The sequence below is a fragment of the Streptomyces sp. NPDC041814 genome, assembly GCF_055590565.1.
In genome coordinates this window covers 42,344-54,714 of sequence record NZ_JBVJAM010000001.1, presented here as the reverse complement: position 1 = coordinate 54,714, position 12,371 = coordinate 42,344, and the positions used below count along the sequence as shown (strand labels likewise).

At 73.9% G+C, this 12,371-nt stretch carries 14 protein-coding genes; 11 read left to right on the top strand and 3 right to left on the bottom strand.

Annotated elements, in window-relative coordinates; genetic code table 11:
• Window positions 1-18: 18 nt before the first annotated feature.
• Window positions 19-1,284 carry an inorganic phosphate transporter gene (locus ACZ6C6_RS00280; protein WP_469197566.1) on the bottom strand — a complete coding sequence of 422 codons (1,266 nt, stop codon included), beginning with the start codon at window positions 1,282-1,284 and terminating at the stop codon, window positions 19-21.
• Window positions 1,285-1,427: 143 nt separating this feature from the next.
• Here ACZ6C6_RS00280 and ACZ6C6_RS00275 point away from each other — a divergent pair, with 143 nt between their 5' ends.
• The 3 genes from ACZ6C6_RS00275 to ACZ6C6_RS00265 all read left to right on the top strand — a co-directional run bounded on the left by ACZ6C6_RS00275 (window position 1,428) and on the right by ACZ6C6_RS00265 (window position 4,794).
• Window positions 1,428-2,108: a class II aldolase/adducin family protein gene (locus ACZ6C6_RS00275; RefSeq protein WP_469197564.1), complete on the top strand. Its 681-nt coding sequence runs from the start codon at window positions 1,428-1,430 to the stop codon at window positions 2,106-2,108.
• Window positions 2,109-2,177: 69 nt separating this feature from the next.
• A complete protein-coding gene (locus ACZ6C6_RS00270; protein ID WP_469197562.1) occupies window positions 2,178-3,305 on the top strand; it encodes an alpha/beta hydrolase in 1,128 nt (375 codons plus the stop codon).
• Between the two features lie 184 nt (window positions 3,306-3,489).
• Window positions 3,490-4,794: a hypothetical protein gene (locus ACZ6C6_RS00265; RefSeq protein WP_469199249.1), complete on the top strand. Its 1,305-nt coding sequence runs from the start codon at window positions 3,490-3,492 to the stop codon at window positions 4,792-4,794.
• Window positions 4,795-4,829: 35 nt separating this feature from the next.
• On the opposite strand, the gene ypfJ is transcribed toward ACZ6C6_RS00265, so the two are convergent.
• The gene (gene ypfJ / locus ACZ6C6_RS00260) at window positions 4,830-5,717 is read right to left on the bottom strand and encodes a KPN_02809 family neutral zinc metallopeptidase (protein ID WP_469197560.1); all 888 of its coding nucleotides are present in this window, start codon (window positions 5,715-5,717) and stop codon (window positions 4,830-4,832) included.
• Window positions 5,718-5,962: 245 nt separating this feature from the next.
• On the opposite strand from ypfJ, the gene ACZ6C6_RS00255 reads away from it, so the two are divergent.
• The 3 genes from ACZ6C6_RS00255 to ACZ6C6_RS00245 all read left to right on the top strand — a co-directional run bounded on the left by ACZ6C6_RS00255 (window position 5,963) and on the right by ACZ6C6_RS00245 (window position 9,046).
• Window positions 5,963-7,561 (top strand): ABC-F family ATP-binding cassette domain-containing protein, encoded by a 1,599-nt coding sequence (locus ACZ6C6_RS00255; RefSeq protein WP_073968398.1) that lies wholly within the window; start codon window positions 5,963-5,965, stop codon window positions 7,559-7,561.
• A gap of 319 nt (window positions 7,562-7,880) precedes the next feature.
• Window positions 7,881-8,102 (top strand): helix-turn-helix domain-containing protein, encoded by a 222-nt coding sequence (locus ACZ6C6_RS00250; RefSeq protein WP_007263382.1) that lies wholly within the window; start codon window positions 7,881-7,883, stop codon window positions 8,100-8,102.
• A 152-nt stretch (window positions 8,103-8,254) separates the two neighbouring features.
• Window positions 8,255-9,046, top strand: a complete 792-nt coding sequence (locus tag ACZ6C6_RS00245; protein WP_469197557.1) for an enoyl-CoA hydratase/isomerase family protein — start codon at window positions 8,255-8,257, stop codon at window positions 9,044-9,046.
• A gap of 60 nt (window positions 9,047-9,106) precedes the next feature.
• Here ACZ6C6_RS00245 and ACZ6C6_RS00240 read toward each other — a convergent pair whose 3' ends face one another.
• The gene (locus tag ACZ6C6_RS00240; protein WP_469197555.1) at window positions 9,107-9,817 is read right to left on the bottom strand and encodes a hypothetical protein; all 711 of its coding nucleotides are present in this window, start codon (window positions 9,815-9,817) and stop codon (window positions 9,107-9,109) included.
• Between the two features lie 93 nt (window positions 9,818-9,910).
• On the opposite strand from ACZ6C6_RS00240, the gene ACZ6C6_RS00235 reads away from it, so the two are divergent.
• From ACZ6C6_RS00235 to amaP, 5 genes are read left to right on the top strand one after another with little or no spacing between them, the layout of a single operon-like run.
• A complete protein-coding gene (locus tag ACZ6C6_RS00235; RefSeq protein WP_073968401.1) occupies window positions 9,911-10,393 on the top strand; it encodes an Asp23/Gls24 family envelope stress response protein in 483 nt (160 codons plus the stop codon).
• Window positions 10,394-10,426: 33 nt separating this feature from the next.
• A complete protein-coding gene (locus ACZ6C6_RS00230; protein WP_143624117.1) occupies window positions 10,427-10,618 on the top strand; it encodes a hypothetical protein in 192 nt (63 codons plus the stop codon).
• Window positions 10,615-10,977, top strand: coding sequence for an Asp23/Gls24 family envelope stress response protein (locus ACZ6C6_RS00225; protein WP_469197553.1), 363 nt, complete (start codon window positions 10,615-10,617; stop codon window positions 10,975-10,977). Before ACZ6C6_RS00230 ends, ACZ6C6_RS00225 begins: the two co-directional genes overlap by 4 nt.
• Window positions 10,974-11,660: a DUF6286 domain-containing protein gene (locus tag ACZ6C6_RS00220; protein ID WP_469197551.1), complete on the top strand. Its 687-nt coding sequence runs from the start codon at window positions 10,974-10,976 to the stop codon at window positions 11,658-11,660. The genes ACZ6C6_RS00225 and ACZ6C6_RS00220 overlap by 4 nt, the downstream gene beginning before the upstream one ends.
• Window positions 11,657-12,244 carry an alkaline shock response membrane anchor protein AmaP gene (amaP, locus tag ACZ6C6_RS00215; RefSeq protein ID WP_469197549.1) on the top strand — a complete coding sequence of 196 codons (588 nt, stop codon included), beginning with the start codon at window positions 11,657-11,659 and terminating at the stop codon, window positions 12,242-12,244. Before ACZ6C6_RS00220 ends, amaP begins: the two co-directional genes overlap by 4 nt.
• Window positions 12,245-12,371: the final 127 nt, after the last annotated feature.

Sequence of the window (12,371 nt, the reverse complement as noted above, 5' to 3'; positions counted from 1 at the left end):
CCGGAGTACCGGGGTCTGTCAGACCGTGGCGGGTCGGGCCGGATCGGCGGCGACGGGACCGGCGGGCGCCGGAATGGTGGCGGCGAGGTCGTGCGCCACGGTGGGCGGCGGGCTCACGGCGGCGATGGCCTGGGTGACGACACCCGCGGGCTCGGCCGGGGCCGCGTCCTCGGTGCCGGGTGCGACGTCGCCGTGGCCGACGGGCTTGCGGCGGGAGAGCATCCAGATCGCCCCGGAACCGGCGACCAGGAGGGCCGCGACGACCACGACGCCCCAGGTGCCCTGCTTCGTCAGGAACTCGGCGCCCGCGCCGACCAGGCCGGCGGCCGGCAGGGTCAGGCCCCAGGCGACGAACATCCGGGTGGCGGTGGACCAGCGGACCACACCCCCGGCACGGCCGAGGCCCGCGCCCATCACGGCCCCGGAGCAGGACTGCGTGGTGGAGAGGGAGAAGCCGAGGTGCGAGGAGGCCAGGATGACGGTGGCCGCGCTGGTCTGGGCGGCGAAGCCCTGCGGGGGCTTCAGCTCGGTCAGGCCGCTGCCCATGGTGCGGATGATGCGCCAGCCGCCGAGGTAGGTGCCCATGGCGATGGCGAGACCGGCGCTCACGATCACCCAGACCGGCGGGTTGGAGCCGGGGGAGAGGACGCCGCCGGTGACCAGGGCCAGGGTGATGATGCCCATCGTCTTCTGCGCGTCGTTGGTGCCGTGGGCGAGCGAGACGAGCCCGGCCGAGGCGATCTGCCCCGCCCGGTAGCCCTTGGCGGTCGCCTTCTCCTGGGCGTCGTTGCGGATCTTCCCGCCGATCCGGTACGTGAGGCGGGTGGCCAGGAGCGCGGCGACGCCGGCCACGATCGGTGCGGCGACGGCGGGCAGCAGCACCTTGGTGACGACGGTGCCGCCGTTGACCGACGACCAGCCGGCGGACATCACCGCGGCGCCGATGAGGCCGCCGAACAGTGCGTGGGAGGAGCTGGACGGCAGTCCGACCAGCCAGGTCAGAAGATTCCACAGGATGGCGCCGACGAGCGCCGCGAAGATGACCTCGGTTCTGAGGCCGTCCTCGTTGACGATCCCGCCGGAGATCGTCTTGGCGACCTCCACGGACAGGAACGCGCCGACCAGATTGAGAACGGCGGACATCGCGACCGCCGTCTTGGGTTTGAGGGCGCCGGTCGAGATGGTCGTGGCCATCGCGTTGGCGGTGTCGTGGAAACCGTTCGTGAAATCGAACACTAGAGCTGTCACGATCACTATCGCGAGCAGCAGCGTGATGTGTTCCATTTACCCAGGCAATCGTTCGACGTCATTGGCACGTGGAACGTAGGCAACTTGAGTGAACGGAAGATGAACTGAGCAGGGCGCTGTGGTGACCTCCGCGACGGTGCCCGGGTGGCGCCCGGGGCGGGGCCGGAAAGGATCTTCGTATGAGTGACCGAGAGCACGTCGCGATCGCCCGGGGATGGGAGGCGGTCATGGCCGCGGCCCGCCGCACGGCGGCCGAGGGACTGGTCGTCGGAACCTCCGGAAACGTCTCGCTCCGGGTCGGCGACACGGTGCTGGTCACGCCCAGCGGAGTGCCGTACGACCGGCTGGGCCCCGAGGATCTGACCGGCGTCGATCCGGAAGGCAACCAGACCTTCGGGGCTCTGGCCCCCACCAGCGAACTTCCCCTCCACCTCGCCGTCTACCGGAACACCGACGCCAGGGCCGTCGTGCACACCCACGCGGTCCACGCCACCGCCGTCTCCACTCTCGTCACCGAGGTCCCCCCGGTGCACTACGCCGCCGCGATGCTCGGCGGCACGGTCCGCGTCGCCCCCTACGCCCGCTACGGCACCCCCGAACTTGCCGCGAACATGCTCACCGCCCTCCGCGACCGCACCGGCTGCCTGCTCGCCAACCACGGCACCGTCACCTACGGCGCCACCCTCGACGAGGCGTACGACCGCACCGCCCAGCTCGAATGGCTCTGCCACGTCTGGCTCACCGCGAGCGCCGTACCCGGCCGCACCCCGGCCCTGCTGTCCGACGGCCAGCTCGGCGAGGTCCTGGAGGCGCTGAAGGGGTACGGGCAACCAGACCGGGACGGCACCGGACGGCGCTGAAGGGGGACGGGCGGCACCGGACGGCCCTGCCCGCTGGCATTGCGGCGCCCGGACCCCGACACTGAGGGTGTGCGCCCGGTTACCGCGACGGCAGTGGCCGTCACCACACTCATCGGCGCCGGTGCGGCAGCGGTCGCGGCCGGCCGGTTCGCCGGCGACGTCGCCCTCAGGACGCCGCCCGGCCGACCGCTCCCCGCCGACCGCGAACTCACCGTCCACGCGACGGCCGCCGGACAGGTCACCCTGACCCGGTCCCTCACCTCGCTGCGCCCCGGCACGTACGGGCTGACCGGCAAGGACGTCCACGCCGTCGTCGGGCCCGTGCTCGACCGGGCCCACCAGGCCGCCGACACAGTCGTGCGCCGCCTGGAACGCGTCGACCACGGCATCCTGGCCCCCGGCGACAAGGTCCGCCTCACGCCCCAGGTGTACAGCGGCGACCCCGGCAGCGCGCTCGGCCTGGCCTTCCGCGAGGTGCGGATCCCGGGCGAGCTGGGTGAACTGCCCGGCTGGTACGTCCCGGCGCCCCGCCGCACCTGGGTCATCACCGTCCACGGCATCGGCGCCACCCGCGAGCACCCGCTCAACCTCCTGGAATTCCTGCACGGCAGCCAGCTGCCCGTGCTCGACCTCGCCTACCGGGGCGACCCGGGCGCCCCCCGCTCCCCGGACGGGCTCGGCCACCTCGGCGAGTCCGAGTGGCGCGACCTGGACGCCGCGATCCGCTTCGCCGTCCGCAACGGCGCCGAGCAGGTCATCCTGTACGGCTGGTCCACCGGCGCGTCCATGGCGCTGCACGCCTGCGTGGGCTCCGCGCTCCGCGACCGGATCTCCGGTCTCGTCCTCGACTCGCCGGTGCTGGACTGGAACGACACCCTGCGCGGCCTGGCCGCCGCACGCGGGGTCCCCGCCGCGCTGCTGCCGCTGGCCGTCCGGGCCGCCCAGGGGCAGACCGGACTGCACGGCACCGCCCTCCTGGACACCTCGGTCCCCGTCACCCTGCACGTCCCCACGCTCGTCCTGCACGGCCCGGACGACACCCTGGCCCCCTGGATCCACTCCCGCCGGCTCGCCGCCGCCCGCCCCGAGCTGGTCTCCCTGCACACCGTGGACCGCGCTCCGCATGCGGCGATGTGGAATGCCGATCCGGCCCGCTACGAGGAGACCCTGCGCCGCTTCCTCACGCCCCTGATGTGAGGTGATGCGCCGGTTCGGCCGATTGGTCCCGGCCGGTGCGCGGGTCCGTCAACGCCGGTGACCCAGGTTCCGTTTGGGCTTTCGGGCCGTCAGGGGCAAGACTGCTCCCGTGACGTCCCGTACCCCGCGCGACTCCAGGCTGCGTCTTGTCCGCCCGCGACCCCTCACCACCGCCCGCAGGGCCGTGACCACCCGGCGCACCAGGCCCGCGCCGCGCCCGCCCGAGGGCACCCCACCCCGGGCCGAGCTGGCCCGCCAGGCCCGGACGGTCCTCGCCGACGCCGTACGGATCGCCCGCTGGGCGGCCGACGGGGCGGCCCCCGGCACCACACCGCCGGCCGCCCTCGATCACGCCGCCGCCGCACTGGACATCTCCCCGGCGCAGGTGCGCTCCGGCTGGGACCGGGCACGGCTCGCCGGACTGGTCGAACTCCACGGCGACACCGCCCGGCCCGGCTGGCGGCTGCGCGCCTGGGACCGGGACGACTCCGCCGTGCTGCGCGGCTGGGTCGCGCTCTTCGACGCCTGGTCGCTCGTCCACCCCGCGCCCCGGGGCGTCGAGTCCACCGCCGTCGCCGAGGCCGTCGAGGCCGTGCCGCAGGTCCTCTCGCTGCTCCAGCTCTCGGCCGGGCCCGTCACCGTGCCGGCCCTCCTCGACCTGCTCGGCCAGCGCGTCGCGGAACTCCACGAGGAGCGCTGCGAGGTGCCGTACGGCCCCGAGCCGCTGCCCGCCCCCGCCCAGCCGGCGCCCACCGCACACCCCCCGGCCCTCGTCGCCCGCCTGCTCGACTGGGCCCTGGAGGGCCTGGCCGACGTCGGGGCGCTCACCCTCGGCGCGGGCCAGGCCACGCTGACGCCGCTCGGCAACTGGGCGGTCTGGGTCAAGCTGGAACAGATCTGCGTCGCCGCCCAGAGCCCCGCCGGCAACATCGAGCAGGCCGCCGCCGACATGCTCCTCGGCTGCGCCCGCCTCACCCCCGGCCCCGCCCGCGCCGAATACCGCGCCTGGCTGGCCGCCCGCCCCGTCGGCAGCGCCGTCGCCGAACTGCTCGACGTCGCCCGGGGCGAGGACGCCCTCCTGCGCGGCCTGGCCTTCGAGGCCCTGCGCGTCGTCGGAGCCCCCGCCGAGCCCGAGGTCCGGGCCGTCCTGGCCGACCCCTCACTGCGCCCGTACGCGCTGCTCTGGCTCGCCGAGTACGACGGTACGGACCCCGAGGACGCCCAGGAGGTGCTCAGCCGCGAGGAGGCCACGTGGCTCTGGGTCGACACGGCGGCGGCCGTCGCCGACCACGGTGAGACGGGCCTCCTGGTCCGCCACCTCGACTCGGCGGTCCAGGGCACGGTCCCGGCCCTCCTGGACGAGGTGCGCGCCGTCGGCCACCCCCGCACCGTCCAGGTCCTGGTCGCCCTCGCCGCGGCCCACCCGGACCCGGCCCTGGCCAAGGCGGTCCGCAAGGCGGCCTTCCAGGTCCACACGGGCGGTTCCTGACCCGGGGGCGCTGCCCCCCCGGGGCGGCGCCCCGGTCAGCGGAACGTGTCGCAGTCCCCCATGTCCCCGCTCCGGAACCCGGCGGTGAACCACTCCTGCCGCTGCGCCGCCGACCCGTGCGTCCAGGACTCCGGCGTGACCCGCCCCTGGAACCGCTCCTGGATCCGGTCGTCCCCGACCGACGCCGCCGCGTCCAGGCCGTCCCGGACATCCGCGCGGGTGACCTCGGTGATCAGCGGCCGCCCGGTCGACTCGTCGGGCGTGGTCGTCGCGTGGTGCGCCCACACCCCCGCGTAGCAGTCCGCCTGCAGCTCCACCCCGACCGCGTCGCTGTTCTCGCCGGTCCGCCCGTCCTGGGCCCGGCCCAGCGTCCCCATCTGGTTCTGCACGTGGTGCCCGTACTCGTGGGCGACGACGTACGCCTGGGCGAACGGCCCGCCGCTCGCCCCGAACTTCGTCCGCAGCTCGTCGAAGAACCCCAGGTCGAGGTAGACCTGCCGGTCACCGGGGCAGTAGAACGGCCCCACGGCCGAGGTCGCGGAGCCGCAGGCAGTGCCGACCCGGTCGGTGAACAGGACGGTGCGCGCCGTGGCGTACCGCGCGTCGCGCCGGGCGAACTCCTGGTCCCAGTAGTCCTGCACACTGTTGACCACCGCCACGATCCGGCAGTCGTCCTTCGTGTTGGCGTCCCGCCCGGTCCGGCACTCCCGCGCCACCTGCCCCGCCGAGGACGCGGTCGCCGTCGGGGAGTCGCCCGACGAGAGCCCGAGCTGATCGGGGCCCACCCCGAAGAACAGCCCCAGGATCAGCGCGATCACCCCGGCGATGCCCCCGCCCACGGTGGCCCGGCCGCCCGGGACGCGGCTGCCGCGTACGTCCCTGACCTCCGACGTGTCCAGACCGGCGTCGTCGTCGAACTGCATCGCACACCCTCCGCCACGGATCACGGCTCCTTCGCCGAGTATCCGGTCATACGCCCCGTAATGCCCTGTTCACGGCCCGCGCCCGGGCGGGCGGACCGGCGTGGGAGCACGCGGAAAAGTCGGTGGACACCGCCAGTAGACTGGTTTCCATGGCAGTTCTCCTTGTGCGTGTGCGTGAGTAGCGGCGTCGATCCGTCACCACCCGTCGTTCCTCCGCCCTTCCTTCCGCCCTGGAGTACCTCCCCGTGATCACCGCTTCCGGCATCGAGCTGCGCGCCGGCGCCCGTCTGCTCATCGAATCCGCCAGCTTCCGCATCGCCAAGGGCGACCGCATCGGCCTCGTCGGCCGCAACGGAGCCGGCAAGACCACCCTCACCAAGTGCCTCGCGGGCGAGGGCGTCCCCGCCGCGGGCACCATCACCCGCTCCGGCGAGGTGGGCTACCTTCCGCAGGACCCCCGCACCGGCGACCTCGACGTCCTGGCCAGGGACCGGGTCCTGTCCGCCCGCGGCCTGGACGAGATCCTGCGCAAGATGCGGGAGAACGAGGACCGGATGGCGAACGGCAAGGGCGCCACCCGCGAGAAGGCGATGAAGAAGTACGAGCGCCTGGAGACGGAGTTCCTCACCAAGGGCGGTTACGCCGCCGAGGCCGAGGCCGCCACCATCGCCGCCGCGCTCAGCCTGCCCGACCGGGTGCTCGGCCAGCCGCTGCACACCCTCTCCGGCGGTCAGCGCCGCCGCGTCGAGCTGGCCCGCATCCTCTTCTCGGACGCCGACACGCTGCTCCTGGACGAGCCGACCAACCACCTCGACGCGGACTCGATCGTCTGGCTGCGCGACTACCTCAAGACCTACCGCGGCGGCTTCGTCGTGATCTCCCACGACGTCGAGCTGGTCGAGACGGTCGTCAACAAGGTCTTCTACCTCGACGCCAACCGCTCCCAGATCGACGTCTACAACATGGGCTGGAAGCTCTACCAGCAGCAGCGCGAGGCCGACGAGAAGCGCCGCAAGCGCGAGCGCCAGAACGCCGAGAAGAAGGCCGCCGCCCTCAACGCGCAGGCGGACAAGATGCGCGCAAAGGCGACGAAGACGGTCGCCGCGCAGAACATGGCCAAGCGTGCCGACCGGCTGCTGTCCGGCCTGGACGAGGTCCGGGTCGCCGACAAGGTCGCCAAGCTGCGCTTCCCCGACCCCTCGCCCTGCGGCAAGACGCCCCTGATGGCGGAAGGGCTCTCCAAGTCCTACGGCTCGCTGGAGATCTTCACCGACGTCGACCTGGCCATCGACAAGGGCTCCCGCGTCGTCATCCTCGGCCTCAACGGCGCCGGCAAGACCACGCTGCTGCGTCTCCTCGGCGGCGCCGAGAAGCCCGACACCGGCCGCGTCGTGGAGGGCCACGGCCTCAAGCTGGGCTACTACGCCCAGGAGCACGAGACCCTGGACCCGGACCGCACGGTCCTGGAGAACATGCGCTCCGCCGCCCCCGACCTGGATCTCGTCGCCGTCCGCAAGACGCTCGGCTCGTTCCTGTTCTCCGGGGACGACGTGGACAAGCCCGCCGGGGTGCTCTCCGGCGGCGAGAAGACCCGTCTGGCCCTGGCGACCCTGGTCGTCTCCTCCGCCAACGTGCTCCTGCTCGACGAGCCCACCAACAACCTGGACCCGGCCAGCCGCGAGGAGATCCTCGGCGCGCTGCGCACGTACAAGGGCGCGGTCGTCCTCGTCACGCACGACGAGGGCGCGGTCGAGGCCCTCCAGCCGGAGCGGATCATCCTGCTCCCGGACGGCATCGAGGACCTGTGGGGCGCGGACTACCGGGACCTGGTCGCCCTGGCCTGATCCCCGGGACTGGATCATTCGGCCTACTCGTGATCCGTCATCTGTGTGAGTAGGTCTCGTACCTCGGCGCGGCGCCCGGCAGATAGCTGCCGGGCGCATCCATGTACGCCCCCTTGCCCGTGTGGCCCCTGACCTGGACGTTCCTTCCCCGGAGCCCGCACGACCTCGCACGCGGCCCGTTGGAATGAGGCATTCCGGTCGCACCGGCGCACTCCCGGGGCGCGAAACCGGTCGCAGAGACCTTGCCGAATGGGTGGCCAGGAAGCGCCCGAGGGGTGATCATGAGAGTCCAGAGCGCACTTCCCATGAGGAGGCACGGGTGGCCGAGACTCTGAAGAAGGGCAGCCGGGTGACCGGCGCCGCGCGCGACAAGCTCGCGGCAGACCTGAAGAAGAAGTACGACTCCGGTGCGAGCATCCGGGCGCTGGCCGAGGAAACGGGCCGCTCCTACGGATTCGTCCACCGGATGCTCAGCGAATCCGGAGTGACGCTCCGCGGACGCGGCGGCGCCACACGAGGCAAGAAGGCCGCGGCGGCCTGACGGCCGGCAGCGGATCGGGGCACGTCACGGGACGGCTCCGGGAGGTCCCTGGTTCCGGGTGCGTCCACCCGGTCGGCCGCAGGGTCGATCCGGTGGTTACTGTTCAGTCACTTAGCTCCATGTGCTGACTGCACCCGAACCGGAGGCCCCGTATGACCTCGCTCGACTCCGTGCTCGACCAGGACGGCGTCCGACTCACCGTCGACGACGCGGTTGCCACGGTGACCCTCACCAATCCGGCGAAGCGCAACGCCCAGTCTCCCGCTCTGTGGCGGGCGTTGACCGAAGCCGGACGGGCCCTGCCCGGCAGTGTGCGGGTCGTCGTGCTGCGCGCCGAAGGCGTGTCGTTCTCCGCCGGACTCGACCGCCAGGCGTTCACCCCCGAGGGATTCGACGGCGAGCCGTCGTTCCTCGACATGGGGCGCGGCCCGGAGGCCGAGCTCGACGCGCTGATCGCCGAGTACCAGGAGGCGTTCACCTGGTGGCGCCGCAACGACCTCGTGTCGATCGCGGCCGTCCAGGGCCACGCCATCGGTGCCGGCTTCCAGCTCGCCCTCGCCTGTGACCTGCGCATCGTCGCCGAGGACGTCCAGTTCGCCATGCGCGAGACCAGCCTCGGCCTGGTGCCCGACCTCACCGGCACGCACCCGTTGGTGCACCTCGTCGGGTATGCCCGCGCGCTGGAGATCTGCGCCACCGGCCGCTATGTCCACGCCGAGGAGGCGGAGCGCACCGGCCTGGCCAACCTCGTCGTGCCCGCCGCCGACCTCGAAGGCGCGGCCCGCGACCTGGCGGGCGCCCTGCTGGCCGCCCCGCGCGACGCCGTCATCGAGACCAAGGCCCTGCTGGGCGGCGCCCTCTCGCGTACGTACGAGGAGCAGCGCGCCGCCGAACGGGCCGCGCAGGGCCGCCGTCTCCGCGACCTGGCGAGCGCCCTCGGCTGACGCACGCGCGGACCGGCCGGAGGCGTGACCCCTCCCGCCGGTCCGCACCCGCGCCCGGGGTCAGCCCGCCGCGCCGTCCTCCGTGACCGCCGTGACCAGCACCGCGACCGCGGGCCGCCCCCCGGCCGCCTCCGTCACCGCCTCGCGCACGGCCCGGGCCACGTCCAGCGCGCGGTGGCCGCTCTCCGTCGCCAGCTCGACGCGCACATGGTCCTCGCCCGTCCGCACCGCCGGGCCCAGCACACCGGTCAGCGCCGCCACCCCGGCCACCGAGGCGGCGGCCCGCCCCGCGGCGTTCTCCGCCTCCACTGGGCGTACCTCCACCGCCTCCGGCTCCACCCGTTCGGGCGAGCCGTCGAGCAGTCCCGTCACCCGCAGGTCCACCTCGGAGACCACCAGGCCGAGCCGTCGCGCGGCGGCCGACAGGAGAGCCGCGCGCAACGCGTCGGCGGCTGCGGGCAGGGGCCGGTCGGCCGTCGCGGTCATCGTCGCCTCGATTCGCAGGGGCCCCGGCGGCAGCGCGCTCGGGGGCGGGGGCACTTGGGCGGCGGGGGCCGCGTCCGGGTCGGCCACGGCGATCCGCAGCTCACCGAGGACCGGGCCGGGCTCCGGGCCCGCCGCGGCCCGGCGCAGCACAGCGACCGCGGCCCGCTCCGCGATCCAGGCGCCATCCGCCGGACCCCCCAGAGGGAGCAGTCGGCCCAGCGAGAGCCGTTGCCGTACCGCAGCCGTCCACGCATGGGCCCTGTGCGGGCCGTCAGCCGTCGTCATGGCCACCAGACTGCCGTATCCACGGCGCGAGTCGGGGCAAGCGCCCTTAATGTGGGCAAAGTAGTCAAATCTGCCCCGAAGGGAAGAGTGGCGATGACCGAGACCCCGCAGCGGAACCGACCCGAGAACTCCGACAGCAACGCCTCGGGCGGCAGCAGCCTGACCAAGCGCGGCGGAGGCGACCCCGGCACCCGCGGCCGCACGACCATCGCGGACGGAGTTGTCGAGAAGATCGCCGGAATGGCGGCACGCGACGTCGTCGGCGTGCACGCGATGGGCAGCGGCCTGTCCCGTACGTTCGGCGCGGTCCGCGACCGGGTCCCCGGCGGCTCCAAGTCCGTCACCCGGGGCGTCAAGGCCGAGGTCGGCGAGACCCAGACCGCGCTGGACCTGGAGATCGTCGTCGACTACGGCGTGTCGATCTCCGACGTCGCCCGCGATGTCCGGGAGAACGTCGTCGCGGCCGTCGAGCGCATGACGGGCCTGGAAGTGGTCGAGGTCAACATCGCCGTCAGCGATGTGAAGCTGCCCGACGAGGACGACGATGACGACGAGTCAGAGTCCCGCGTCCAGTAGTCCCGGCGTCCCCGAGCGGTTGAGGAGCACACGATGAGCATGGCTGTGGCCGGTCTGCTGGCCGGCATGGCGCTCGGTTTCGCCGGGTACTTCGGCGGGTTCGGAGCCTTTGTGCTGGTGGCCGCCCTCGGAGCGGTCGGCTTCGTCGCCGGCCGCTTCTTCGACGGCGACCTGGAACCCGGCGACTTCTTCCGCAGTCGCGAGCGCGGCGACCGACGGAGGTGACGGAGGTGTCGGGGGCGAGCGGCCCGGTCCCGGCCGGGGAACGGGGAGAGACGCGGATCGCCGACCGGGTGGTCGCGAAGATCGCCGCCCAGGCGGCCAAGGAGGCGGTCGACGCGGCCCCGAAGGAGGCGGCGTCGCCGCGTGCCACGGTCACCGTGCACCGCGACACCGCCCGCGTACGGGTGAGCCTGGAGCTGGGATATCCCACTGACATCGGCCACCAGAGCGGTGCCGTGCGTCGGCGGGTCGCCGAGCGGGTAAAGGCGTTGGCGGGGATGGAGGTGCCCGAGGTGGCCGTCCAGGTCGAACGCCTGCATCCCACCGGAGCGAGCCTGGCGGCACAGGGGAGGATTCGATGACCGAGCCCCACGACCCGGACGACGGCACGCGGCGACCGCCGGAGGCCGGGGCGGTGGAACACGGCAGTGTCCTCGCGCTCGACCAGTCGGCCTCCGCCGCGGCCTACGACCCCGCGCCCGGCAAGGAACGGCCCGAAGGCGGCGCGGGGCGCTTCTGGGCCGCCCGCCGCATCCCCGCGGGCATCGTCGCCGTGGTGGTCCTCGGCGCGAGCGGCCTGCTCCTCTACGACGTGGCGGCGGTCCGCGCCGGACACTCCGCGATGCAGTGGCGCCGCACCCTGGCGGACGAGCTCGCGACGCGGCGGCTGGACGACGTCTGGGTGCTGACCGGCGCCTCCGTCGCGGCCGCCCTCGGGCTCTGGCTGCTGCTCCTCGCGCTCACGCCAGGGCTGCGCGACCTGCTGCCGATGCGCCGCGAACACACCGACGTGCGCGCCGGGCTCGACCGGACGGCGGCGGCCATGGTGCTGCGTGACCGGGCCGTCGAGGTGGCCGGCGTCCAGTCGGTCCGGGTCCGCATGGGCCGGAGCAAGGTGGGAGTGCGTGCCGTCTCGCACTTCCGAGAACTGGACGACGTACGGGCCGATCTGGACACCGTGCTCTCCACAGGCATCCGGGAACTCGGACTCGCCAGGCAGCCGAGCCTGTCGGTCCATGTCCGCCGGCCGGCGAAGAAGGGGTGAACGGCGTGCTCAGGACCGTCAACCGGGTACTGCTGGGGCTCGCCGGACTGGTGCTGGTCTGCGTGGGCGGCGGCGTGCTCGCCGCGGCGGCGGGCCTGTCCGTGCCGTCCTGGTGGCCCTGGTACGGCAAGAACGACGTCCTGCTCAGCGAAGCGGACCGGGACCGCTGGCGCGGCGAGGGCTGGTGGTGGCCGACGGTGATCGCGGTCCTCGCCGTCCTCGTGGTCCTCGCCCTGTGGTGGCTGCTCGCCCAGCTCCGCCGCTCCCGTCTCAACGAGGTGCTGGTGGACAGCGGCGACGGCGAGGGCGCCCTGCTGCGCGGCCGCGCCCTGGAGGGGGTGCTCGCCGGGGAGGCGGGCGCCCTGGACGGGGTCGCCCGCGCCCAGGTCACCCTGACCGGCAAGCGCTCCACCCCGGCCGCCCGGGTCCGGCTGCTGATGGAGCCGCACGCCGCGCCCGACGAGGCGCTGGAGCGGCTGAGCGGCGAGGCGCTGGCCCACGCCCGGGACTCCGCCGGGCTCGACCGGCTGCCCGCCGAGGTCCGGCTCAAGGCCGTCAAGCACCGGGCGGCGCGGGTGAGCTGAGGGCGGGGTGGGGGGGGGGGGCCCCCCCCCCCCCCCCCCCCCCCCCCAACCCCCCCCCGGGGCCGCCGCCCCCCCGCCCCCCCCCGGCCCGCGGGGGCCGGGGGGGGGGGGGCCCCCCGACCCCGGC